Source organism: Streptomyces sp. NPDC001108 (assembly GCF_053598535.1).
In genome coordinates this window covers 308557-331452 of the sequence record NZ_JBSFKL010000004.1, presented here as the reverse complement: position 1 = coordinate 331452, position 22896 = coordinate 308557, and the positions used below count along the sequence as shown (strand labels likewise).

The window sequence follows — 22896 nt, the reverse complement described above, 5'->3', positions numbered from 1 at the left end:
GCCTGGCGGGGGGCGGGGCCCCGCTGCGGAACGTTGCTCACGTGCTGATCCTTCGTCCTGGACGTGCCGGCCGGTCGGCCTCGAACAGCAGCAGACTCTCAGGCCGTACGGAGAGCCGGACCGGGCGGTCGGGGCTCAGCCCCGCCGCCTCGGCGCGCGGTACGACGAACGAGAGCCGCTGCCCGCCGAGCCGGACGGTGACCTCGGTGGACCGGCCCAGCAGTTCGGTGACGTGGACGGCGCCGGCCAGCCCGTACGCGGTGCCCGGCGGCGGCTCCCCGAGGGCGACGTCCCGGGGCCGCAGCCCCAGTTGGACCTCGGTGCCGGGCGGCACGGGGACGCGCAGCGGCAGCTCGTACGCCCCGTCCGGTGCCCGGACAGCGCCCTCGGCCGTCACCGTGCCCGGCAGCAGATTGATCTGCGGGCAGCCGAAGGACCGGGCGACGAAGGTGTCGTACGGGCGGTGCCACACCTCCTCGCGGGTGCCGGTCTGCACCGTGCGGCCGTCCCGGAGGACCCCGATCCGGTCGCCGAGCGCCAGCGCCTCCACCGAGTCGTGCGTGACGTAGAGCGTGGTGGTGTTCCGGACCGCGCCGATCGCCCGCAGCTCCGCCCGCATCGCCTGGCGCAGCTTCGCGTCGAGGTGCGAGAGGGGTTCGTCCAGCAGGAACGCGCGGGCCGGCCGCACCAGCACCCGGCCGAGTGCCACCCGCTGCCGCTGCCCGTTGGAGAGCCGCCCCACCGGGCGGTCCAACAGCGCCCCGATCCCCAGCAGTTCGGAGACCTCCCCGATCCGCTCGCGCGCCAGGTGCGCGGGGAGGCGGTGGCGCGGTGAGCGGAGCGGGGAGGCGAGGTTGTCGTACACGGTGCGGTGCGGGTAGAGCGCGTACGACTCGAAGCACATGGCCACGCCCCGGTCGTACGGCTCCACGCCCGCCATGTCCGCGCCGCCCAGTTCGACCGTCCCGGCCTCCGGCTCGACGAGGCCGGCGATCGTCTTCAGCGTCGTTGTCTTGCCCGCCCCGGACGGGCCGAGCAGGCAGAAGAACTCGCCCTCGGCGACCTCCAGGTCGAGCCCGTCGAGCGCGGTGGTCCGCCCGTACCGCTTGCTGACGCCGCGCAGCGCGAGGGCGGCCGGGCCGGTCATGACTTCACCGCCCCGAACGACAGCCCGCGCACCAGGTACCGCTGGATGGTGAGGGCCAGCACCAGCGGCGGGACCACCGAGACCAGGGCGGCGGCGGCCGTCAGGTTGTACCGGGGCCGGTCGCCGCCGAGGAAGGACAGCGCGCCGACCGTCACCGTCTGCGCGCTCGACGAGGTGAGGATCAGCGGGAAGACGAAGTTGTTCCACGCGAAGATGAACGCCAGCAGCGAGACGGCCGCGATCCCCGGCCGCACCAGCGGCAGCGCCACCCGGAAGAACGCCTGTTTGCGGGTGTAGCCGTCCAGCAGCGCCGCCTGCTCCAGCTCCGGGGAGAGGTCCTGGAAGTACGAGCGCATGATCCAGACGACCAGCGGGAGCGTCACCAGCTGGAGTACCCACACCATGCCGACGTAGGTGTCGAAGAGCCCGAGCTGCTGGTAGAGCACGAACAGCGGGATGATCACGGTCAGTTCGGGCGCGAAGCGGAACGAGAGCAGTGTGAACATCAGGTTCTCCGAGCCGCGGAACCGCCACCGCGCGGCGGCGTACGCGGCGGGCAGCCCCACCACCAGCGACAGCGCGACCGCCCCCAGCGACACGACGAGGCTGTTCACGAAGAAGCGGAGGAACGGCACCCCCTGGTCGTCCCCCGAGCCCAGCACCGTGCGGTACGAGTCGAGCGTCGGGGTGAACGAGAAGTACGTGCTGAACAGCTCGTTCGCCGGTTTCAGCGACAGCACCACCATCCAGACGACCGGGAAGAGCGAGAAGACGAAATAGCCGATCAGCGCCAGATCGGCGGCGACGGCGAGCACCCGGTGCCTCATCCGGCCACCCCCGCCGCCCGGCCCCGGCCCACCCGGGCCCGCGCGTGGCAGCCCCGGATCATGCGGGCACCTCCGCCGCACGGCTCTGCACCCGGCCCAGATAGCGCACCAGCGCCATCGTGACCAGATAGACCACGGCCCACAGCACGATCATGTAGCTGATCCCGAAGGAGTACCGCTGGAAGCGGATCGCCTCCAGGTACGCCCGGATCTGGAGCACCATCGTGGAGTCGCCCGGGCCGCCCTCGGTCAGCGCGTAGATGATGTCGAAGACCTTCAGCGAGTCCATGAACCGGAAGATCACGGCGACCAGGACGTACGGCCAGAGCATCGGCAGCGTCAGCCGCCGGAAGGTGAACCACCAGCCCGCCCCGTCGACCGCCGCCGCCTCGAACGGGGAGACGGGCAGCGACCGCAGTCCGGCCAGCGCCAGCACCGCGACGAACGGGGTGTAGACCCACACGTCCACCGCGATCGAGGAGAGCAGCGCCCCCGTCGGCGTGTCCGTCCACTGCACCCCGCCCAGGCCCACCGGCTCCAGCAGATGGTTCACCACCCCGACCGAGGGCTGGAGCATCAGTTTCCACATGATCGCGGCGATCACCGGCGCGATCATCAGCGGCAGGATGAGGATTTTCTCCAGCACCCGGCCGACCCGGCTGGACCGGTGCAGCAGCAGCGCCACCGCCACCCCGAGCACCGTCTCGACCGCCGCCGCGCCGACCGCGTACGCCACCGTCACCCGGGCCGAGTCCCAGAACGCGGGCTGGGTGAGGATGCGGTGGTAGTTGCCGAACCCCACCAGGTCCGGGCGCGGCTTGCTCGCCGCGAAGTCGAAGGCCGTGTAGTAGAGGCCGAGCCCGAACGGGTAGAGGATGCCGCCGGTCAGCAGCAGCGCGGGCACGATCAGCAGATACGGCCGCAGCGCCCGGCGCCGGGCCGACACCACCCGCGCCTCCCGTACCCCGGGTTCCTCCCGCACCTTCCGTGCCGTGCCGCGCACCCCGGTCAGCCGACCTTCGCGGCCAGCTCGCCGGCCAGGCCGTTCAGCACCGACGACGCGTTCTTCCCGCCGTATATCTCCTGGAGCGCCGCCGCCCAGGAGGTCGTCGCGTCGAAGAACTGCTCCTGCGGGGTGAACTGGATACGCGTCCGGTCGACCACCGTCTCGAAGGTCTCCAGGAAGCCGGGGATCGCCCGCATCCGGTCCTTGTACGCGGCGTCCTGGCTGATCGACCTCCGTACCGGATCGATGTGGTGGTGCTCGACCGCCCCCTTGCGCAGGTGCTCCTTGCCGGTCGCCCACTGGAGGAAGAGCCAGGCGGCGGACTTCTGGCGGCTGCGCGCGTTCATCCCCAGCGACCAGATCCACATGTTCGTGTCGAGGGAGCCGCCGGGCCCCTCGGGGCCCGGGTGGAAGGCGATCTTCCCGGAGGCGGGGGAGGCCCCCTCCACCGCCTGGAAGTAGGCGGCGGTGTCCGCGTCGAAGAGCATCCCCGCCTTCTTCGCCCCGAGGTCGCTGGAGCACTGGTACCAGGTGTACGAGGTCCAGGACGGCGGCCCGCCCTTCCTTACCATCTCCGCCCAGTCCCGGGTGAAGGCGACCGCCTCCGGGGAGTTCATCGCGGGCCGCACCTTCCCGCCCTCCACGGTGAAGTCCTTCAGGCCGTTGCGGGCGTACATCGTCATGAAGCCGGGGTGGATCGTCGCCCAGCTGCGCGAGCCGCGCACCGCGACCCCGTACATCCCATCGAAGCCCGCCCCCGACGCCCGGCGGCTGATCGCCGCGGCGGTCTCGCGCAGCTCGTCGAAGGTCTCGGCGGGTTTCAGCCCCAGCTTGGAGAACACCTCGGTGTTGTACGCGACGACATTGGTCTCCCAGCCCCACGGCAGCGCGTACTGCCCGCCCCGGCCGAGCGGCGCGCCCGCCTTCAGGGACCACTGGTCGGCGGCGAGGAGGTTGGGGAAGAAGTCCTCCCGGTCCCACTCCGCCCCGGTGGCCGATTCATTGCGCATCCACGGGCCGAGATCCTCCAGCCAGCCCGGCGGACCGTACTGCCACACCATGTACGCGCCGAGCATGAACACGTCGTAGGAGGCGCGTCCGCTGGAGAGGTCGACGGTGAGCTTGTCGAAGTAGTTGTCCTCGGGGAAGACGTCGTACGCGACCTCGATCCCGGTCTTCTCCGTGAACGCCTTCAGATCGGCGATCAGCGCGTCGGTGTACGGGTGCTTGTTCAGCAACGCCCGCACCTTGCGGCCCTTGGCCCGCTTCCAGTCGAAGGAGCCGGTGACCTCGTCGGCCGCGGAGCCGCCGCCCTGCGAGCCGCCACCACCGCCGAAGCCGGTGCCGCAGGCGGTCAGCAACGGGGTGGCGGCCGCGGCCGCCACCCCGGCTCCGCCGAGGGCGAGCAACCGACGCCGGTCGTACGCACGCATGTCCATCCGTGACCTCCACGGCCTGCCGGAGCTGAGTGGGGGGACCGTTCACACATCGGGACGACTGGTTAACAGAGCTTGTAACGGCAGAAGTTGGCCGTCAATCCCTCGCGCACGGGAAATTCTCGGTGCAGAGTGAGAAGTTCACAGAGGGGGCCGATATGTGGATGGGCATCGATCTCGGCACGCAGAGTGTCCGGGCGGTGGTGGCGGGAGACCGCGGTGAGATCCTCGGCAGCGGCGCTGCCCCGCTCACCGGCAGACGCGAGGGCGCGCGGCACGAGCAGCGGCCGCTCGACTGGTGGACGGCGCTGTGCGCGGCCACCCGGCAGGCGCTGGCCGACGCCCCCGCCCCGCGCGCGCTCGCCGTCTGCGCCACCTCCGGCACCGTGCTCCTGGCCGACCGGGCGGGCCGCCCGCTCACCCCCGGCGTGATGTACGACGACGGCCGGGCCGTGGCCGAGGCGGCCCGCGCCGGCACCCCGCCGAGCTGGGCGCTGCCAAGGGCGATGTGGCTGCTGCGGGAGCACGGCGGTGCGGCGGACGGCACCGTACGCATCACCCATCAGGCCGATTCCGTGCTGACCAGACTCGCCGGGACGCCGCTGCCCACCGATTCCAGCCACGCCCTGAAGACCGGCTACGACCTGGTCCGGCAGGAGTGGCCCCGGCGCCGCTTCGCGAAGCTCGGCCTGCCCGACGCGCTCTTCCCGGACGTGGTGCGGCCCGGCACCCCGGTCGGCGAGGTGGGCCGGGCCGCCGCCGAGGAGACCGGGATTCCGGCGGGCACCCCGCTGGTCGCCGGGATGACGGACGGCTGCGCGGCACAGCTCGCCTCCGGCTCGCTCGCGGTCGGCTCCTGGAACTCGGTGCTCGGGACGACGCTGGTCCTCAAGGGGGTCACCTCGTCACCGGTCGAGGACCCGGCCGGGGTGGTGTACAGCCACCGCGCGCCGGACGGGAGCTGGCTGCCGGGCGGGGCCTCCGGAGTGGGCGGCGGGGCGCTGACGGCCGCCTTCCCGGGGGTGGACCCGGCCCGGATGGACGAGGCGGCCCGGTCCTGCGAACCGGCCCGGGTGGTGGCGTACCCGCTGGTGGCGACGGGGGAGCGGTTCCCGTTCGTGGCGCCGGAGGCCACCGGATTCCTGATCGGCGAGCCCGCCTCGGACGCCGAGCACTGGGCGGCCCTGCTGACCGGGGTGGGGCTGGTGGAACGGCTCTGCCTCGACTACCTGGACCTGCTCGGCGCCCAGACGTACGACCGGCTCACCTTCACCGGCGGCGCGGTCCGCAGCGGCCACTGGAGCCGGCTGCGCGCCGACGTCCTGGGCCGCCCCGTGCACATCCCGCGGTACAGCGAACCCGCCCTCGGCATGGCGATCCTCGCCGCGTACGGGGCGGGCGGCGCGGGCAGCCTCCAGGAGGTGGCGGGCCGGATGGTGCGGCTGCGCCACGTGCTGCACCCGCACCCGGTGCGCACCGCGTGGTACACCGAGCCGTACCTCACCCTGGTGGCCGAACTGGAGCGGCGCGGCTGGCTGCCCGGCCGGGTCGCCGCCCACGCCCGCACCCGCGCCGAGCACCCGTGACTTTCCCCCACCGCCCCCGCACCCGAACGGAGACACCATGACCGCCCCCGCCACCCTGCTGCTCGCCCGCCACGGGCAGACCGTCTGGCACGCGGAGAACCGCTACGCCGGGGTCAGCGACATCGCGCTGACCGAGGAGGGCCGCCGACAGGCCGGACGGCTCGGCGCCTGGGCGGCTCGCAACGGGGTCGACGCGGTGTGGACCTCCCCGGTCGGCCGGGCCGTCGAGACCGCGCGACCGGCCTGCGAGGCGCTCGGCCTCACTCCCGGCCGCGACCACGACCTGCGCGAATGCGATTTCGGCGCGGTGGAGGGGCGTACGTTGGCGGAGTTCGCGGCCGAGCAGCCTGAGCGGGCCCGGGAGTACCGCGCCGACCCGGTCGCCCACCCCTTCCCGGGGGCGGAGGACCCTCGGGCGGCCGCCGCCCGGGGCACGGCGGCGCTGCGCCGGATCGCGGCCGCCCACCCGGGGCAGCGGGTCCTCGTCGTCGCCCACAACACCCTGCTGCGGCTGGTCCTCTGCGAGCTGCTGGCGATCCCGGCGGGCAGCTACCGCCGGGTCCTGCCGAGGCTGCTGAACGCGGCGGTGAGCGAGGTCCGGCTCGGGCCGGAGGGTGCCGCGCTGCTCTCCCTCAACGTGCCCTGCGACGTCTGAGGGGAGCCGTCAGCCCCGGGCGGCCGCCGACGCCCGCCGCTGGCGCACCAGGCCGATGGCGGCGAGCACCAGCGTCAGGGAGCCCGAGGCCACGAGCTGGTCCCGGGTGTCCGGCTGGCGCAGCATCAGCACGAAGACGCCCGCCATCGCCAGCAGCGCCACCACCGTCAGCCCCGGGAAGAGCCACATCCGCACGACCAGCCGGTCCGGCGACTCGCGCTCCAGCCGTCGGCGCAGGACGAGCTGGGAGACGGCGATGAAGGCCCAGACGACGAGGATCACCGCGCCGACCATGTTGAGCAGCCACGGGAAGACGTCCTCGGGGCGCCAGTAGCTGAGCAGTACGCACAGGAAGCCGAAGCCGGACGAGACCAGCACCGCGGTGCGCGGCACCCCCGAGGAGATCCGGCCGATCCGCGCCGGGCCCTGGCCGCGGGCCACCAGCGAGCAGGCCATCCGGGAGGCGCCGTAGATGTTGGCGTTCATCGCGGAGAGCAGGGCGACCAGGATGACCACGTTCATGATCTCCGCGGCGCCGTGGATGCCGAGGTGGTCCAGGGCGGCGTAGAACGGGCCGACCTCCACGACCTTCGGGTCGCTCCACGGGACCAGGGTCACGACGACCGCCATCGAGCCGACGTAGAAGAGCGCGATCCGCCACATCGCCGTACGGACCGCCCTGGCGACCCCGTTCACCGGGTCGTCGGACTCCGCCGCGGCGATCGTCACGGTCTCCAGCCCGCCGTACGCGAAGAGGGAGGCGAGCAGCCCGATCACCAGGCCCTCCGCCCCGTTGGGCAGAAATCCGCCCGCGCCGGTGAGGTTGGCGGTCCCCGGGGCGGGCGTACCGGGAAGCAGGCCCAGCACCGCCAGCACCCCCAGCACCAGGAAGAGCGTGATCGCCGCGACCTTGAGGGCGGCGAACCAGAACTCGAACTCGCCGAACTTCTTCACCGCGGCCAGGTTGGTGCCCATGAAGACCACCATGAAGAGCGCGACCCAGGCCCACTGGGGCGTGCCGGGCAGCCAGCCGGTCACGATCTTCGCCGCGCCGATCCCCTCCAGGCCGACGGCGACGCAGAGCAGCACCCAGAACGCCCAGCCCGCGGTGAACCCCGCCCACGGGCCGATCGCCCGCTCCGCGTGCACGGAGAAGGAACCGGAGGCCGGGTACGCCGCCGACATCTCGCCGAGCATCCGCATCACCAGCATGACCAGCAGCCCGGAGACGGCGTACGCCACGACGATCGACGGACCGGCGGCGGCGATGCCCTTGCCCGAGCCGACGAAGAGGCCGGCCCCGATGACGCCGCCGAGGGCGATCATCGAGAGGTGGCGCTGCTTGAGGCCGTGACCGAGGGCCGTATCGGCACCGGTTCCGGACCCGCTCGCGGCTTCGGCCCCGGCCCCGGTCCCGGTTTCGGTTTCGGGTCCGGGGCCGTCGGCGGGGGAGGAGGGGCCGGTGGGGGGAGGCACGGACTTCCGTGGCATGGACGTGCTCTGTTCGCTCGGTGAAACGTGGGGGGATGTGGGGGGATACGGGGATTGCGGAAGTGTGGGATCCGCGCGGACAGTCTGGGCGGGGCGACCGCCCCCATGGAATCATCGTCCGCTATGCGGACAACCTGTTCACGCCAGGTGTCCGGCCGACCGCGCGGCGGCGACCGCGCCGACGACCGGAGGGAGGCCCCCCGGTCGTTTTGGTGGGAAACCTACAGTCCTTCCCGGGCGTCGCCCGTCGTCCGACCGGGGTCGATCCGCCCCCACCTCCAGTGATGATCATCACGCCGCCGCGCGGTTGAACGACCCTCTTTGTGCAGACTCCACCAACCGCTCCGACAGCGCTTTGTGGGCCACGGATGGTGATCGGGCGTTAACCGGTGGGCTAACGTCGGGCTCAATCTGTCCCCGTCTGCCCTCACCCCCGCGGAGTCCCGATGAGCACTGCTGCCGCCGCCCCTGCCCGCACCGGAGCGGTCCTCGCCGACCTGCTCCCCGCCGCCCGGCACCGCTACGCCGTCGACACGGCCCTGGTCCTCGGCGGCGCCGCGCTCACCGGCATAGCCGCCCAGATCGCCGTCCCGGTCCCCGGCTCCCCGGTCCCGGTCACCGGCCAGACCTTCGCCGCGCTCCTGGTCGGCACCGCGCTCGGCGCCCGCCGCGGCTTCCTCTCCCTCGCGGTCTACGCGCTGGTCGGCATGGCGGGCATGCCGTGGTTCTCCGAGGGCACCTCCGGCATGGGCTTCCCCTCCTTCGGCTACGTCCTCGGCATGCTGCTCGCCGCCGCCGTGGTCGGCGGCCTCGCCCGCCGGGGCGGCGACCGCTCCGTGCTGCGGACCGCGGGCACGATGGTGCTGGGCTCCGCGATCATCTACGCGGTCGGCGTCCCCTACCTGGCCCTCGCCACCGGCATGTCGGCGAGCGCCGCGATCGCGGCCGGCCTGGTGCCGTTCCTCATCGGTGACGCGCTGAAGGCCGCGCTCGCCATGGGCGCGCTGCCCGCCGCCTGGAAGCTGGCCGGCCGCCGGGGCTGACGCCCCCCGCCCGTACGAGGGCCCGCCGGACCGCGTGGACGAACGCGGACGGCGGGCCCTCGCCGTCCGTACGGGTCCGGTCCCGGACCCCGATGGCGGCCGGTGCGCGCCGCACGTGCCACACTCGGATGCATGCGCGTGTACCTCGGCTCGGACCATGCCGGCTATGAACTCAAGAACCACCTCGTCGAGTGGCTCACGGCCCAGGGCCACGAGGCCGTCGACTGCGGACCCCACATCTACGACGCCCAGGACGACTACCCGCCGTTCTGCCTCCGCGCCGCCGAGCGGACGGCAGCGGACCCGGAGAGCCTCGGCATCGTGATCGGCGGCTCCGGCAACGGCGAGCAGATCGCCGCCAACAAGGTCAAGGGCGTCCGCGCCGCGCTGGCCTGGAGCGAGCAGACCGCCGCCCTGGGCCGCGAGCACAACAACGCCAACGTGATCGCCATCGGCGGCCGGATGCACCCGGTGGAGGAGTCCACCAGGTTCGTCGAGATCTTCCTCGCCACGCCGTACTCGAACGAGGAGCGCCACACCCGCCGCATCGAGATGCTGACGGCGTACGAGACGACCGGCGAGCTCCCCCCGATCCCGGCCCACCACCCGCAGCAGGGCTGAGCCCACCCACCTCCTGTGCCGCCGGGCCGCCCCCGGCGGCACAGCCGTTTCCGTACCCGCCCCGCAAGGAACCGAGGAGCAGCCGCCGCTGTGCCCGAGGGACACACCATCCACCGCCTCGCCGCCGACCACGAGGAACGCTTCGCCGGACGGCCGGTGCGGGTGAGCAGCCCGCAGGGCCGGTTCGCCGCCGGTGCCGCGCTGCTCGACGGGCTGCCCCTCACCGGGGTCGACGCCCACGGCAAGCACCTCTTCCTCGGCTTCGGGGACACCGGCTGGGTCCACATCCACCTGGGCCTCTTCGGCAAGCTCGGCTTCGGCACCGTCCCGGCCCCGCCGCCCACCGACACGGTCCGGCTGCGGCTGCTCAACGACGAACACCACGCCGACCTGCGCGGCCCCACCGCCTGCGCCCTGCTCACCGAGCCGGAGAAGCGCGCGATACACGACCGCCTCGGCCCGGACCCGCTGCGCACCGACGAGGACGGCGAGCGGGCCTGGCGGCGGATCTCCCGCAGCCGGATCACCGTCGCAGCCCTGCTGATGGACCAGAAGGTCGTCGCGGGCGTCGGCAACGTCTACCGCGCCGAGGTGCTCTTCCGGCACGGCATCGACCCGTACCGGCCCGGCAAGGACCTCACCCGCGCCGAGTGGGACGCGATCTGGGCCGACCTGGTGGCCCTGATGCGCGAGGGCGTACGGAACAACCGGATCGACACCGTCCGCCCCGAGCACCTGCCCGAGGCGATGGGCCGCCCGCCGCGCGTCGACGACCACGGCGGCGAGGTGTACGTCTACCGCCGCGCCCGCCAGTCCTGCCACATCTGCGGCGGCGAGATCCGCACCGCCGACCTCGCCGCCCGCAACCTCTTCTGGTGCCCCGGCTGCCAGGCCGCCTAGAACCCCCGGGGCAGCCAGGGCGCGACGTCGGAGAGGAAGGCCGCCGAGGTCTCCGCCAGCGCACCCGGGGTCAGCTCCCGCACCCGCCCGGCCCCGGCCAGCGCGCTCAGCGCCTCGCCGCCCAGATACGCCGAGCCCAGCTCCCGCACCGAGAGCGCCAGGTCGGCCGGGTCCTCGGTCCGGCGGCAGGTCGCGACGCCCTTCGCGTCGGCGGTCAGCCGCCAGCGCCCGGTGTTCCACGGGCAGAACGCGTCCTCCACGTCGAACACCACGTCCAGCGGGCCCCGGTAGGTCCGCGCCTCCAGCGCCGCCCCCAGCTCCACCAGCCGGACATGGAGGGAGTCGCGGACCCGGACGTTGCACCGCCGGGTGTCCGACACCAGGTGCAGGACCGGGTCGTCGACCGGGCGGTTGCCGGCCACGACCGTCGTCATCAGGTCGATGTCGAAGACGAACCGCCACAGCGCCGCGTACGCCGCCGGGTTCAGCGCCTGCAGGTCGTTGACCTCCACGGTCCCCTTGGGGCCGGACGGCTCCCACGCGGGCTTGAGGTGGTAGTTCACATAGCCGACGACCTGTCCGTCCAGCTCCGCCAGCACGCACTGCTGGGCCGAGGCGCCCTGCCGCTGGGAGGCCGGGTCGACCATCGGCTTGCGCTCCCAGCCGGGCCCGTGGGCCGGGACGCCGGGGCGGCCCGCCACCAGCCGCGCGTACACGCCCTCGCAGGCCGCGAGCGCCTCGTCCGGCTTCGCGTGGCGCAGCCGCACCGCGTCCGTGCCCGGCGGCACCTCAAGCCGGACCCGGTCCTTCTCGATCGTCAGCGACATCTGCCGCGAGGCCGCGCCATAGCCGAACCGGCCGTAGATCACCGGCTCCGAGGCCGTCAGCACGGCGAACGGCTCGCCCAGCGCCCGGATGTCGTCCAGCTGACGGCGCATCATCGAGGTCAGCAGCCCGCGCCTGCGGTGCGTCGAGGCGACGCTCACCATCGTGATCCCCGCCGCGGGCACCACCGCTCCGCCCGGCACCGCCACCCGGAAGCTGAACGCCCCCGCCGTGCCGACCACGTCGTCACCGTCCCAGACACCGAGCGAACGCTCCGGCTCGGTCAGCTCCTGGAACAGCTCCCGCTCCTCCGGCGACTCCGGAACGCCCCCGAACGCCAGCTCCAGGCATTCGAACCATTGGTTCCATTCGGACGGACGCAGTACACGGAGCTCAGTAGTCATGGGCCATGCCTACCAGGGCTTCGACGGCGGAGCGAACCGATTTCGAACGCATTGCCACGGGGTACCCCTCCACCTCGGGCGGCCGGGTGGATAAGGTCCCCGCAATGGCACGACGCACAGGAGCAGAGACGTACCCGGCCCGATTGCGGAAATCGGCGCACCGGGTACGCGTCACGCTGCGCAGATCCGGGGTCGACTACTTCCGGGGCGACGGATCGGACTGGATCGCCCTGGCCGGCCTGATGCTGACCATTCCCGCGATCACCGTCGCCACTCTCCTCCAGCCCCTCTGGTGCTCCCCGTCCGCGCTCGTGCTGCCGATCGTCGCGGGCGGTCTGCTGCTGCGCCCGGCCAGCCTGCTCGGGCTGTACGCGACCGCCGCCACGGCCCTGATCGTGGAGTCGGCCGTGCTGGGGCCCTACAAGGACGGCGCGGCCCGGGTGACCCCGGGCGTGGTCCTGGTGGTCGCCGCCTGCGGCCTGTTCGGGCTGGTCCTCGCGCAGTTCCGGGCCCGGGTCGGGGTGCCGTGGCGGCGCGGCGGCACCATGCTCTTCGACCTCCGCGAACGCATCCGGGTCCAGAGCGCCCTGCCCCGGCTGCCGGAGGGCTGGCACCGCGAGATGGCGCTGCGCCCGGCGGGCGGCCAGTCCTTCTCCGGGGACTTCGTCGTCGCCGCCCGCACCAACGGCGGGCGGACCCTGGAGGCGGTGCTCACCGACGTCTCCGGCAAGGGCATGGACGCGGGCTCCCGCGCCCTGCTGCTCTCCGGGGCCTTCGGCGGGCTGCTCGGCTCGCTGCCGCCGCACGGCTTCCTCCCGGCGGCCAACGGCTATCTGCTGCGCCAGGACTGGGACGAGGGCTTCGCCACCTCGATCCATCTGGTGCTGGACCTGGAATCGGGCGACTACGAACTCCTCTCGGCCGGCCACCCGCCCGCCCTCCAGCTCCACGCGGGCAGCGGCCAGTGGGAGGAGATCGCCGCCGAGGGCCCGCTGCTGGGGGTGTACGACGGGGCCGAGTTCGACGCCGTGAAGGGCTCGCTGGCCCCCGGCGACGTCCTGATGCTCTTCACGGACGGCCTGGTCGAGGCGTCGGACCGGGACATCGCCGAGGGCATCGACCGGCTGACCGGCGAGGCCGACCGCTACGTCGCCACCGGCTTCGAGGGCGCGGCCTGGCATCTGATCGAGGCCTGCGCCAAGGACGTCAACGACGACCGGGCGCTGCTCCTCCTGTCGCGCCGGGCCTGAGCCGCCGCACGTACGGGCCGTCCCGGGTACGGCCCGGCCCGGACACGGCACTGGTGGCCGTGCCCGCGACCGGGCCGCAGGTGCGGGGGTGACCGCCGGGCGGGCTCAGGTCCGTACCGCGAGTGGTTCGGCGGCATCCTCACCGGCGCCGTTCCCGCTGCCCCGGTCCCGGTCGCGGTCACGGCCGCCCGGGAGGATGCGGGCCAGCCAGTGCGAGCGCCCGGCGGCCAGCGGAGCCAGTACGGCGAGCAGCAGCACATAGCCCGCGATGAACGGGGAGAGTCGCTCGTCCAGCCCGGCGGCCGCCGCCATCGTGGCGAGGATCAGGGCGAACTCGCCGCGCGCCACCAGCGTGGTGGAGATGTTCGCGGTGGCCTGCGGGCCGAAGGAGTAGACCTTCGCGGCGGCGAGGCCGGCCAGGACGTTCATGAGCAGGGTCACCGCGACGGCGGCCAGCACCGGCCAGAACACGACCGGCAGGTCGCCGGGGTCGATGGAGAGCCCGAAGGCGAAGAAGAAGATCGCGCCGAAGGCGTCCCGCAGCGGATGGACCAGCTTCAGGATGCGTTCGCCGGAGGTCGTGCTGCCGAGCATCAGACCGACCATGAAGGCGCCGATCGCGTCCGCGACCCCGAACCACTCCGAGACCCCCGCCACCAGCACGGCGACGCCGAGGAAGGAGATGACCAGCAGTTCGTCGCCCCGGGTGTTGATCAGTTTGCCGATGACCCGGGTGCCGAAGCGGGCGGCGAGCGCGAGCAGCAGCAGGAAGCCGAAGGCCTTGCCGCCGTCGACCGCCGCGGAGGAGAGGCTGTCGGCGCCGGACAGGATGGGCTGGAGGGCGGCCAGGTACAGGGCGAGGAAGACGTCCTCGACCACGATGATGCCGAGGATCGGCTTGGTCTCGGGGTTGCCGATCCGGCCCAGGTCGACCAGGACCTTGGTGACGATCGCCGACGAGGAGATGCCGAGCACCCCGGCGAGGACCAGCGCCTCGGAGGTGCCCCAGCCCAGCGCGAAGCCGAAGCCGAGCCCGGCGCCGACGTTCAGGGCGAGATAGGTGCCACCGGCGATCGCCATCTTGCGGCCGCCGGTCTTGAGGTCGTCGAGATGGAATTCGAGACCGAGGTAGAAGAGCAGCAGCACCAGGCCGAGCGCGGAGAGCATCTCCAGCTCGTGCGGGTCGGCGACGAGGACGATGCCGGGGGTGTGCGGGCCGAGCAGGATTCCGGCCAGGATGAAGAGGGGGATGGTCGGCAGTCCGATGCGGCTGCCGACGCGGGCGAGAACAGCGGCGGCCAGGAAGGCGCCGCCCATGGCGATGAGCGTGTCTGCGTGTCCGATGAGCCCGATCCTTCACTTGGTCAAGAGAGCGTCAAGAAAGCGTCAGTAATTAGTTTACCGAACGATTGACGTTGCAAGTATCCCTTGGTCAAAAGTCGGCTCGACCGCTCCCCGATCCCTCGCGGCCCCCCGTGCTCCCGCCCTGCCCTCCGGTGCCGCGGACCCCGTTCCCACCTCGCCCTTTCGGTCTTCCCCCGACGCGGGCTGGGGTTTTCCCCACCCCGGATCCGCCAGCAGCCGCCATGTCCCGCGACCGCCTCCGCTCCATAGGTTCGGAACACGGCCGAAGGGGCCGACGAAACGGCCGCTCGGCCGACGAGCGCACGATCAACGGAAGGCGGACGACATGGGGCTGCGAGCCACCAGGCGGCGCGGGCAGGACGGGCGGTACCCGACGGACCTCCACCATGGGACCGGCACCACGGACGCATGGGGGCCCGTCGGCGTCCAGGACCCCCGCGCCGGGGGCCGCGCCGCCGACCTCGCCGTCGAACTGCGCGGTGTACGCCGCCAGTACGGCCGGGGCGGCGCCACCGTCCACGCGCTGCGCGGCATCGACCTCGCCCTCCCGCGTGCCTCCTTCACCGCCGTGATGGGCCCCTCCGGCTCCGGGAAGTCGACCTTCCTCCAGTGCGCGGCCGGACTCGACCGCCCCACCGAGGGCTCGGTACGCCTCGGCGGCACCGAGATCACCGGCATGAGCGAGAACCGGCTCACCGAACTGCGCCGCACCCGCCTCGGCTTCGTCTTCCAGTCCTTCAACCTGCTGCCGTCGCTGACGGTCGAGCAGAACGTCGTCCTGCCGATGCGCCTGGCCGGACAGCGCACCCGCTCCGCACGCGGCCGCCGCGAGGCCGCCGAGATCCTCGCCCGGGTCGGCCTCGGCGACAAGGGCGGCCGCCGCCCCGCCCAGCTCTCCGGCGGCCAGCAGCAGCGCGTCGCCGTCGCCCGCGCCCTGGTCACCCGGCCCGACGTGGTCTTCGCCGACGAGCCGACCGGCGCCCTCGACACCACCACGGCCGCCGAGATCCTCGCCCTGCTCCGCAACGCGGTGGACCAGCTCGGCGCCACCGTCGTCATGGTCACCCACGACCCCGTCGCCGCGTCCTACGCCGACCAGGTCCTCTTCCTCGCCGACGGCGCGATCGCCGACCGGCTGCCGCGCTCCGGCGCCGACCGGATCGCCGCCCGGATGACCGGACTGACCGCCCGTACCGCCCCCGGCCCCGCAGGAGCGGCTGCCTGATGCTCACCCCGCACGCCCCGAACGGTCTCGCCCGCGCCGCCGTCCGGTTCAAACCCTCCTCGTTCGTCGGGACCTTCGTCGCGCTCCTGCTGGCCGCCGCCATCGCCTCCGCCTGCGGCATCCTGCTGGAGACCGGCCTGCGCGCCTCGGTCCCGGCCGACCGCTACGCCAAGGCCCCCGTGGTGGTCGCCGCCGACCAGCAGATCCATCTGAAGGTCGGCCAGGGCGAGAGCGAGGAGACCGCCGACGTCCTGATCCCGGACACCGCCCGGCTGCCCGAGACCCTGGTCGCCAGGGCCGCGCACGCCCCCGGCGCGGCCGGGGCGATCGGCGACGTCACCTACCCCGTACGCCAGGGCGGCATCCCCCTCACCGCCCACGGCTGGGGCTCCGCCGTCCTCACCGGCGCCACGCTCGCCGACGGCACCGCGCCCCGCACCGGCGAGGTCGTCCTCCCCGCCGGCGGCAAGGCCCACACCGGCGACCGCGTCACCCTCGACACCCCCGCCGGCCCCCGCGCGTTCCGGGTCTCCGGCACGGCCGCCGCCCCCGGCACCGTCTGGTTCACCGACCCTCAGGCCGTCCGGCTCTCCGGCCACCCCGGCCGGGTCGACGCCGTCGCCGTGTTCGCCGCCCCGGGCACCGCCACCACCGCCCTCGCCGACCAGGTACGCGCGTCCGTGGGCCGCACCGCCACCGTCCAGGTCCACACCGGCGACGACCGGGGCGCCGTCGAGACCCCGGCCCTCGCCTCCACCAAGGAACTCCTCTTCGGGCTCAGCGTCTCCTTCGGCGCCGTCGCCACCCTGGTCGCCGTCATGACCGCGGCCGGCACCGTCGCGCTCGCCGTCGGCCAGCGCGGCCGCGAGTACGCCCTGCTCCGCGCCATCGGCGCCACCCCGCGCCAGCTCCGCCGCACCATCGCCACGGAGGCGCTTCTCGTCGCCCCGCTCGCCGGAGCGCTCGGCTGCCTCCCCGGCACCGCCCTGGCCGGCTGGTGGTTCGGCCAGCTCCAGGACCGGGGCGCCGTCCTCGACTCCGTCGGCCTGAAGATCTCCTGGATGCCGTTCGCCGCCGCCGTCGTGCTGTCGCTGCTCACCGCGGTGGGCGCCGGATTCCTCGCCGCCCGGCGCCCCGCCCGGATGAAGCCCGGACTCGCCCTCGCCGAGACCGCCGTGGAACGCTCCGCGTTCGGCCCGGTCCGCACCCCCCTCGGCGTCCTCGCCCTGATCGGCGGCGGGTCCCTCGCCGGGGTCGCCGCCAGCACCTCCGGCGACGACTCCGCCAACGCGGCCCTCGGCGTCGTCATGCTCTTCATGCTCGCGGTCGGGCTGCTCGGCCCGGTCATCGCCCGGGGCTGCGCCGCCGTCCTCGGACTCGCGCTGCGCGCCGCCGGTGCCCCCGGCTCGCTGGCCGCCGCCAACTCCCGCGCCAACTCCCGCCGGCTGGCCTCCGCGATCACCCCGATCGTCCTCGCCATGGCCTTCGCGTCCACGCTCGTCTTCATGCAGACCAGCCAGGAGCGCGCCACCGCCCACCAGCAGCGCGACGCGATCACCGCCGACCACATCGTCACCGGACCCGCAGGACTCACTTCCGACGCCACCGCACGGGCCGCCGCCACCCCGGGCGTCACCACCGCCGTCGGCCTGCTCCGCACCTCCGTACTGGTCTCCGCCGGCCCCGGACCACAGCTCCAGGCCGCCTCCGCGCAGGGCGTGATCGGCACCGGCGCACAGCTCACGAAGGTCCAGGACCTCGACGTCCGGACCGGCTCCCTCGCGGCCCTGCGGCCCGGGACCGTCGCCGTCGACACCACGCTCGCCGACACCGCGGGGGTCCGCACCGGCGACCGGCTCGCCCTGCGCCTCCCGGACGGCACCCCGGCGCGGCCGCAGGTCGTCGCCGTCTACGGACGCGTCCTCGGCACCAGCCTCCTCACCTTCCCCGCCGCCGACCTCGCCGACCGCGTGACCGCGCCGTACGCCTCCGAGGTCCTGGTACACGCCACCCCGGCCGGCGCGAAGGGGCTCGCCGCGCTCGGCACCGTCACCGACGCCACCGGCTACGCCGCCGCGCAGGACGAGGCCCGCGAACTGAACGCCTGGGCCAACACCGTCATGGCCGCCGTGCTCGGCGGATTCGCCGCCGTCGCCGCCGTGAACACCCTGGTGATGACCGTCCTCGACCGCCGCCGCGAACTGACCGTCCTGCGCCTGGTCGGCACCACCCGCCGCCAGGTCCTGGGCATGGTCCGCTGGGAGGCGCTGCTGGTCACCGTGGCCGGCGCCGTCCTCGGCACGGCCATCGCGCTGGCCACGCTCTTCCCGATGACGAGGGGCCTGACCGGCGAGGACCCGTACATTCCGCCGCTCCTGTACGGGACCTTCGTCGCCGCGACGGTCGGCCTCGGCCTCGCCGCCATGCTGCTCCCCGCCCGGGCGGCCCTGCGGACGGCGGACGCCCGGCCGTAGAGTCCGGGCATGACCCCATCGCATCCCCAGCTGACCCTGGCCGAGGTCGAGGCGATCGCCCGCGAGGCCCACGCCCACCAGCGCGACAAGGCGGGCCGCCCGTACACCGAACACCTCGCCGCCGTCGCGGAGGGGGTACGGGCCCGGGGCGGCAGCCACGAGCAGATCGCCGCGGCCTGGCTGCACGACGCGGTCGAGGACGACGCGCTGTCGGAACGCTGGCTGGCCGAAGCGGCCCTGCCGCAGCGGGTGAAGGACATGGTCCTCGCCGTCTCCAAACGGGACGGCGAGGACCTCTCCGCGTACACCCGGCGCATCCTGGAGACCCCGGGAGCCCTGCTGGTCAAGGAGGCGGACCTGGCCCACAACGCGGACCCGGCCCGCCTCGCGGTACTGGAACCGGCGACCCGTACCCGGCTGACCGAGAAATACGCACAGGTGCGGAGACTGCTCGGTCTCACCCCGGACGAATCGCCCAGCGACCGATCGGATCAAGCCAACACGGCGAAGTCCTGACCCTCGGCGCCGAACCGCCCGGCCCCGGCCGACCGGTTCAACGCCGGGCGGGGTCCTTCCGGAAGGCCAGGTCCAGGTCCGGTTCCGTCACCGGCCGCAACACCCGCCGCACCGGCGGCGTGCACATCAGCGTCACCGCCACGGCGGCGACCACCGAGACCAGGACCAGCCCGGCGGGCTCCGCCAGCCAGTCGTGGGCGTCGAACACGCCCGCGTACCCGGCGCCCTTGATCAGGAAGCCGTGCAGCAGGTAGCCGCAGATCGTCCCGGCGCCGAGCACCGTGAACCACATGCGGCGGCGCGGCACCCAGGCCAGGAACCCGATGGTGAGCAGCAGCGCGGCGCAGAACATCAGCAGCGTCATCACCGCCCCCGACCACCAGGGCGCGTCCATCTCCTGGGCGCTGTTGCTGCGGTAGAACCAGCCCAGCTGCATCCGGGGCGCCGCCCAGTACGCGAGGGCCACGGCCCCGGCGAAGAGCGGGACGGCGAACATCCGCACCTCGCGCCGGTGCACCAGCCGGAAGTGCTCGGGGCGCAGCCGGAGCCCCAGCACGAAGAACGGCAGGAACTGCAGGACCCGCTGGAGGTCCAGGTCGTCGCCGATGGAGGGGGAGAGGGAGGCGAGCACGGCGATCACCAGCGCCACCGGCAGGGGATGGCGCAGCGCCTGCCAGATCGGGGTGGTGATCCGCCAGATGAAGAGCGCGATCAGGAACCAGGTGAGGTACCAGGGGTCGAGCAGGCTGATCTCCATGTCGCCGGTGTCGCCCGCGTACCACCGGAACAGGGAGTACGCCGTCTCGAACACGATGTAGGGCAGGGCGACGCCGGTGACCAGGCGTTTCACCTTGGCCGCGGACATGTCGAAGGAACGGGAGAAGTAGCCGGAGACGATGATGAACGCCGGCATGTGGAAGGTGTACGCGACCATGTACAGCGCGCGGGCGGTCCGGCTGCCGTCCATCACCGGTTCCCACGAGTGGGCCACCGCGACCAGCACGATGGCCAGGTATTTCACGTTGTCGAAGTAGGCCTCGCGCCGTTTCGCCGGTGCGCCCGCCGGAGGCTCGTTCGCCACCGTTCCGGACGGTCTCGCCTGCGTGGGGGATGGCGCGACGGCGGTCGCCGCACCTCTGCCTCCGGGCTCCGACCCTTGGTGCGCCGGTGGGATCTGGGCCCGCTGGAATACGTTCGGAGCGTGGAACATTCCAGTCACCTTAGACGCCGGGATCGGAATTCGTAAAACCGCTCGGGGATATTGATCTGCCGCCGTCCCTCCGAAAGGGAAACCGCCATTTACCGGCCGCTATGCACCGATTCATCCCACTTAAATGGGGCATATCGGCAAGGTTCTGTGCGACCTGAATCTCATCGCACTTGAATCTTGGAATTGCCTGTGAATGAAGTGTGCGGGTATGGAAATCATCACAATGGAAGCCCGTCGAAACCTCCTGGCCGGCCGTTCGCGCGGAATGTCGGAGGGTGGCTGCGCGCCCCTCTCGTGCAGCGGTGCGCCCCTGGTGCGCGCGGGGCGCGGGGAATGGCGAGAACCGGTCACTTCGAACCGTCACCCGGCAGCGATCCACGGGGAGTTGGTGGCACGATGGACCGGACGGAGGGGTGCCGCGTCGCATCTCTCCGGGCCGGCAAGGCGGACCGACCGAAGGTGTGATCAGGCGTGGCGATTTCGCTGTCTGTGGTGTTGATGTTGGCGATCATCCTGGTCGTGCTGATCAGAGGCGGTTCCCTCAAGGCCGGACCGGCGGTCGTCGCCGTGCTCTTCGGCTTCTTCCTGGCGTCCAGCGGCATGGCGCCGTCGATCCAGCGGTTCCTGGACTCGATAGCGCAGACCGTCAGCCAGCTCTCCTTCTGACGCCACTCCTGCGGCCCGCGCGAACCGGGCTCACGGGCAACGGCCCGTGAGCGCCCGGTTCTTTCGTGTGCGGTCCTTCTGTGCGTGCTGTGCCTACGAGGGAACGCGAAAGGCCCGGTCCGGCGAGGAATTCGCCGGACCGGGCCCTGTCATGGAGCGGGCGACGGGAATCGAACCCGCGTAGCTAGTTTGGAAGACTAGGGCTCTACCATTGAGCTACGCCCGCACAGCCGCGCCGCAGGCCCGGAGGCCGGTGGCACGTGGAGCATCGTAGCGGGTCGTGGACGCCGCGCGCACACCCCTCGGCCGGAGACCCGGCACCGCCGTCGGCGACGGCTCCGGTGCGGCCCGCGCAAAGCGGCCGACGCACCGCCCCGCTGCATGTACCCTACGTGTCGCACCGACGGGGTGTGGCGCAGCTTGGTAGCGCGTCCGCTTTGGGAGCGGAAGGTCGTCGGTTCGAATCCGGCCACCCCGACCAACCGGCACGACCAGGAACCACCGCGCGGCGGTACCGCGGAGCGGGACCAGGGCCGCCCGGGACCTCGCGCCGGGGCAGGTCGCACGATGCGTCGGCCGAGGGCGGAGCGCGTTGCGGGAGTCCGACTCCTTGCCGTTACTATGCAAAATGCGTGCCCGTGTGTCTGATGTACCGGGCTCGGTCCGCGAAGCCGCCGAACCGTGCGGCGGAGCAGAACCCCAAGAAGTCAGCCACAAGGAGACCGAACCGTGAAGAGCGCCGTGGAGACCCTGAACCCGACCCGGGTTCGGCTCACTGTCGAGGTGCCCTTCGAGGAGCTCAAGGACAGCCTCGACGCGGCGTACAAGAAGATCAACCAGCAGGTCACGGTGAAGGGCTTCCGCAAGGGCAAGATCCCTGCCCGGGTCATCGACCAGCGCTTCGGCCGCGGTGCGGTGCTGGAGGAGGCCGTCAACGACGCCCTCCCGAAGTTCTACACCGAGGCCGTCAACGAGGGTGAGCTCAACGTCCTCGGCCAGCCGGAGGTCGACATCACCGAGCTGAAGGACGGCGAGCTGCTGGCCTTCACCGCCGAGGTTGACGTACGCCCCGAGATCGAGATTCCGGACTACTCCGGCATCGAGGTCACCGTCGACGCCCTCGAGGTCAGCGACGAGGACATCGAGAAGGCCGTGGAGCAGCTCCGTGAGCGCTTCGCCTCCACCAACCCGGTCGAGCGTGCCGCCGCCGAGGGCGACGTCGTGACGATCGACCTGCAGGCCAAGGTCGACGGCGAGGTCCTGGAGGACGGCGTGGCCGACGGTGTCTCGTACACCATCGGCTCCGGCGAGCTGCTCGACGGCATCGACGCCGCCGTGACCGGCCTGGAGGCGGGTGGCGAGGCCACCTTCACCTCCGAGCTGAAGGGCGGCTCCGCCGCGGGCAAGGAGGCCGAGGTCACCGTCAAGGTCACCGCCGTCGCCGCCCGCGAGCTGCCCGAGCTGGACGACGAGTTCGCCCAGATGGCCAGCGAGTTCGACACCCTCGACGAGCTGAAGGCCGACAGCCGCAAGCGCCTGGAGAACACCAAGCAGTACGACCAGGCCACCCAGGCCCAGGAGCGTGTCCTGGACGAGCTGCTCAAGCTCGCCGAGGTCCCGATCCCGGAGAAGCTGCTCGCGGACGAGATCCAGACCCGCAAGCACAACCTGGAGCACCACCAGCTCGGCCAGATGGGCCTGACCCTCGACAAGTACCTGGAGATCCAGGGCAAGACCGCCGAGGAGTTCGACACCGAGACCTCCGAGCAGGCGATCAAGGGCATCAAGACCCAGTTCATCCTGGACGAGATCGTCAACAAGGAGAAGCTCAACGTCAACCAGGAGGAGCTCACCGAGCACCTCATGCGGCGTGCCGCCTCCTCCGGCATGAGCCCGGACCAGTTCGCCCAGGCCGTCGTCGAGGGCGGCCAGGTGCCGATGCTCGTCGGCGAGGTCGCCCGCGGCAAGGCGCTGGCCGTGGTCGTCGAGGCCGCCAAGGTCGTCGACACCAACGGTGAGGTCATCGATCTGGAGGACGAGGAGGACGAGTCCACCGAGGCCGTCGAGGCCGCGGAGGGCACCGACACCGCCGAGGCCACCGAGGCGAAGAACGAGGCCTGAGCCTCGCGCTGACCCTCGTACGACGGGCTCCGGACGCACCCGCGTCCGGGGCCCGTCGCCGTAGGGCGTACGGTGCCCCACAACCCTTGTGCGGACTGCGGAGCTTGCGCTCCCAGCGAACAGTTGCG

General features: G+C 72.6%; 19 protein-coding genes and 2 tRNA genes. 12 read left to right on the top strand and 9 right to left on the bottom strand.

Annotated elements, in window-relative coordinates; genetic code table 11:
* Positions 1 to 37 precede the first annotated feature (37 nt).
* Genes ACWC97_RS12910 through ACWC97_RS12895 form a run of 4 tightly spaced genes read right to left on the bottom strand, consistent with a single transcriptional unit; the run spans position 38 to position 4419 of the window.
* Positions 38 to 1147 (bottom strand): ABC transporter ATP-binding protein, encoded by a 1110-nt coding sequence (locus ACWC97_RS12910; protein WP_450649114.1) that lies wholly within the window; start codon positions 1145 to 1147, stop codon positions 38 to 40.
* Positions 1144 to 1974 (bottom strand): carbohydrate ABC transporter permease, encoded by an 831-nt coding sequence (locus ACWC97_RS12905; RefSeq protein ID WP_450649112.1) that lies wholly within the window; start codon positions 1972 to 1974, stop codon positions 1144 to 1146. The genes ACWC97_RS12910 and ACWC97_RS12905 overlap by 4 nt, the downstream gene beginning before the upstream one ends.
* Positions 1975 to 2032: 58 nt before the next feature.
* Entirely contained in the window at positions 2033 to 2977 is a 945-nt protein-coding gene (locus ACWC97_RS12900; protein WP_352275341.1) for a carbohydrate ABC transporter permease, read from the bottom strand.
* Positions 2978 to 2982: 5 nt separating this feature from the next.
* Positions 2983 to 4419, bottom strand: coding sequence for an extracellular solute-binding protein (locus ACWC97_RS12895; protein ID WP_450649109.1), 1437 nt, complete (start codon positions 4417 to 4419; stop codon positions 2983 to 2985).
* 161 nt (positions 4420 to 4580) lie between these two features.
* Here ACWC97_RS12895 and ACWC97_RS12890 point away from each other — a divergent pair, with 161 nt between their 5' ends.
* Positions 4581 to 6002: an FGGY-family carbohydrate kinase gene (locus ACWC97_RS12890; protein WP_450649107.1), complete on the top strand. Its 1422-nt coding sequence runs from the start codon at positions 4581 to 4583 to the stop codon at positions 6000 to 6002.
* A 37-nt stretch (positions 6003 to 6039) separates the two neighbouring features.
* Positions 6040 to 6657, top strand: coding sequence for a histidine phosphatase family protein (locus tag ACWC97_RS12885; protein WP_352275336.1), 618 nt, complete (start codon positions 6040 to 6042; stop codon positions 6655 to 6657).
* A gap of 9 nt (positions 6658 to 6666) precedes the next feature.
* Here ACWC97_RS12885 and ACWC97_RS12880 read toward each other — a convergent pair whose 3' ends face one another.
* The gene (locus ACWC97_RS12880) at positions 6667 to 8148 is read right to left on the bottom strand and encodes an amino acid permease (RefSeq protein WP_450649105.1); all 1482 of its coding nucleotides are present in this window, start codon (positions 8146 to 8148) and stop codon (positions 6667 to 6669) included.
* A gap of 446 nt (positions 8149 to 8594) precedes the next feature.
* On the opposite strand from ACWC97_RS12880, the gene ACWC97_RS12875 reads away from it, so the two are divergent.
* From ACWC97_RS12875 to ACWC97_RS12865, 3 genes are all read left to right on the top strand, one after another.
* Positions 8595 to 9191 carry a biotin transporter BioY gene (locus ACWC97_RS12875; RefSeq protein WP_352275332.1) on the top strand — a complete coding sequence of 199 codons (597 nt, stop codon included), beginning with the start codon at positions 8595 to 8597 and terminating at the stop codon, positions 9189 to 9191.
* 132 nt (positions 9192 to 9323) lie between these two features.
* Positions 9324 to 9812: a ribose-5-phosphate isomerase gene (locus ACWC97_RS12870; RefSeq protein WP_352275330.1), complete on the top strand. Its 489-nt coding sequence runs from the start codon at positions 9324 to 9326 to the stop codon at positions 9810 to 9812.
* Between the two features lie 90 nt (positions 9813 to 9902).
* Positions 9903 to 10712 (top strand): Fpg/Nei family DNA glycosylase, encoded by an 810-nt coding sequence (locus ACWC97_RS12865; protein WP_352275328.1) that lies wholly within the window; start codon positions 9903 to 9905, stop codon positions 10710 to 10712.
* Here the strand turns inward: ACWC97_RS12865 and ACWC97_RS12860 are convergent.
* Complete coding sequence (locus ACWC97_RS12860; protein ID WP_450649102.1) at positions 10709 to 11941, bottom strand: GNAT family N-acetyltransferase; 1233 nt, start codon at positions 11939 to 11941, stop codon at positions 10709 to 10711. The genes ACWC97_RS12865 and ACWC97_RS12860 overlap by 4 nt on opposite strands.
* A gap of 104 nt (positions 11942 to 12045) precedes the next feature.
* Here ACWC97_RS12860 and ACWC97_RS12855 point away from each other — a divergent pair, with 104 nt between their 5' ends.
* Positions 12046 to 13191 (top strand): PP2C family protein-serine/threonine phosphatase, encoded by a 1146-nt coding sequence (locus ACWC97_RS12855; RefSeq protein ID WP_352275325.1) that lies wholly within the window; start codon positions 12046 to 12048, stop codon positions 13189 to 13191.
* A 105-nt stretch (positions 13192 to 13296) separates the two neighbouring features.
* Here ACWC97_RS12855 and ACWC97_RS12850 read toward each other — a convergent pair whose 3' ends face one another.
* The gene (locus ACWC97_RS12850; protein ID WP_450649100.1) at positions 13297 to 14508 is read right to left on the bottom strand and encodes a cation:proton antiporter; all 1212 of its coding nucleotides are present in this window, start codon (positions 14506 to 14508) and stop codon (positions 13297 to 13299) included.
* A 373-nt stretch (positions 14509 to 14881) separates the two neighbouring features.
* Here ACWC97_RS12850 and ACWC97_RS12845 point away from each other — a divergent pair, with 373 nt between their 5' ends.
* Genes ACWC97_RS12845 through ACWC97_RS12835 form a run of 3 tightly spaced genes read left to right on the top strand, consistent with a single transcriptional unit; the run spans position 14882 to position 18771 of the window.
* Positions 14882 to 15781: an ABC transporter ATP-binding protein gene (locus ACWC97_RS12845; protein ID WP_450649098.1), complete on the top strand. Its 900-nt coding sequence runs from the start codon at positions 14882 to 14884 to the stop codon at positions 15779 to 15781.
* Complete coding sequence (locus ACWC97_RS12840; protein ID WP_450649096.1) at positions 15781 to 18255, top strand: FtsX-like permease family protein; 2475 nt, start codon at positions 15781 to 15783, stop codon at positions 18253 to 18255. The genes ACWC97_RS12845 and ACWC97_RS12840 overlap by 1 nt, the downstream gene beginning before the upstream one ends.
* A 9-nt stretch (positions 18256 to 18264) precedes the next feature.
* Positions 18265 to 18771 (top strand): HD domain-containing protein, encoded by a 507-nt coding sequence (locus ACWC97_RS12835; protein WP_450649094.1) that lies wholly within the window; start codon positions 18265 to 18267, stop codon positions 18769 to 18771.
* Positions 18772 to 18808: 37 nt separating this feature from the next.
* Here the strand turns inward: ACWC97_RS12835 and ACWC97_RS12830 are convergent, their stop codons facing one another.
* On the bottom strand, positions 18809 to 19981 hold the full coding sequence (locus tag ACWC97_RS12830; RefSeq protein ID WP_450649092.1) for an acyltransferase family protein: 1173 nt from the start codon (positions 19979 to 19981) through the stop codon (positions 18809 to 18811).
* 471 nt (positions 19982 to 20452) lie between these two features.
* Here ACWC97_RS12830 and ACWC97_RS12825 point away from each other — a divergent pair, with 471 nt between their 5' ends.
* Positions 20453 to 20647, top strand: a complete 195-nt coding sequence (locus ACWC97_RS12825; protein ID WP_352275316.1) for a hypothetical protein — start codon at positions 20453 to 20455, stop codon at positions 20645 to 20647.
* A 152-nt stretch (positions 20648 to 20799) separates the two neighbouring features.
* On the opposite strand, the gene ACWC97_RS12820 is transcribed toward ACWC97_RS12825, so the two are convergent.
* Positions 20800 to 20873, bottom strand: a tRNA-Gly gene (locus tag ACWC97_RS12820).
* A gap of 178 nt (positions 20874 to 21051) precedes the next feature.
* On the opposite strand from ACWC97_RS12820, the gene ACWC97_RS12815 reads away from it, so the two are divergent.
* Positions 21052 to 21128 (top strand) — tRNA-Pro (locus ACWC97_RS12815).
* 248 nt (positions 21129 to 21376) lie between these two features.
* Positions 21377 to 22768: a trigger factor gene (gene tig, locus ACWC97_RS12810; RefSeq protein WP_352275314.1), complete on the top strand. Its 1392-nt coding sequence runs from the start codon at positions 21377 to 21379 to the stop codon at positions 22766 to 22768.
* Positions 22769 to 22896 lie beyond the last annotated feature (128 nt).

Excerpts from the sequence above, each read along its gene's own strand:
- ACWC97_RS12885 (WP_352275336.1), top strand. The coding sequence starts at position 6,040 with ATGACCGCCCCCGCCACCCTGCTGCTCGCCCGCCACGGGCAGACCGTC.
- ACWC97_RS12910 (WP_450649114.1), bottom strand. The coding sequence starts at position 1,147 with ATGACCGGCCCGGCCGCCCTCGCGCTGCGCGGCGTCAGCAAGCGGTAC.
- ACWC97_RS12835 (WP_450649094.1), top strand. The coding sequence starts at position 18,265 with ATGACCCCATCGCATCCCCAGCTGACCCTGGCCGAGGTCGAGGCGATC.
- ACWC97_RS12850 (WP_450649100.1), bottom strand. The coding sequence starts at position 14,508 with ATGGGCGGCGCCTTCCTGGCCGCCGCTGTTCTCGCCCGCGTCGGCAGC.
- ACWC97_RS12870 (WP_352275330.1), top strand. The coding sequence starts at position 9,324 with ATGCGCGTGTACCTCGGCTCGGACCATGCCGGCTATGAACTCAAGAAC.
- ACWC97_RS12905 (WP_450649112.1), bottom strand. The coding sequence starts at position 1,974 with ATGAGGCACCGGGTGCTCGCCGTCGCCGCCGATCTGGCGCTGATCGGC.
- ACWC97_RS12875 (WP_352275332.1), top strand. The coding sequence starts at position 8,595 with ATGAGCACTGCTGCCGCCGCCCCTGCCCGCACCGGAGCGGTCCTCGCC.
- ACWC97_RS12855 (WP_352275325.1), top strand. The coding sequence starts at position 12,046 with ATGGCACGACGCACAGGAGCAGAGACGTACCCGGCCCGATTGCGGAAA.
- ACWC97_RS12845 (WP_450649098.1), top strand. The coding sequence starts at position 14,882 with ATGGGGCTGCGAGCCACCAGGCGGCGCGGGCAGGACGGGCGGTACCCG.
- ACWC97_RS12840 (WP_450649096.1), top strand. The coding sequence starts at position 15,781 with ATGCTCACCCCGCACGCCCCGAACGGTCTCGCCCGCGCCGCCGTCCGG.
- ACWC97_RS12895 (WP_450649109.1), bottom strand. The coding sequence starts at position 4,419 with ATGGACATGCGTGCGTACGACCGGCGTCGGTTGCTCGCCCTCGGCGGA.
- ACWC97_RS12890 (WP_450649107.1), top strand. The coding sequence starts at position 4,581 with ATGGGCATCGATCTCGGCACGCAGAGTGTCCGGGCGGTGGTGGCGGGA.
- ACWC97_RS12880 (WP_450649105.1), bottom strand. The coding sequence starts at position 8,148 with ATGCCACGGAAGTCCGTGCCTCCCCCCACCGGCCCCTCCTCCCCCGCC.
- ACWC97_RS12830 (WP_450649092.1), bottom strand. The coding sequence starts at position 19,981 with ATGTTCCACGCTCCGAACGTATTCCAGCGGGCCCAGATCCCACCGGCG.
- ACWC97_RS12860 (WP_450649102.1), bottom strand. The coding sequence starts at position 11,941 with ATGACTACTGAGCTCCGTGTACTGCGTCCGTCCGAATGGAACCAATGG.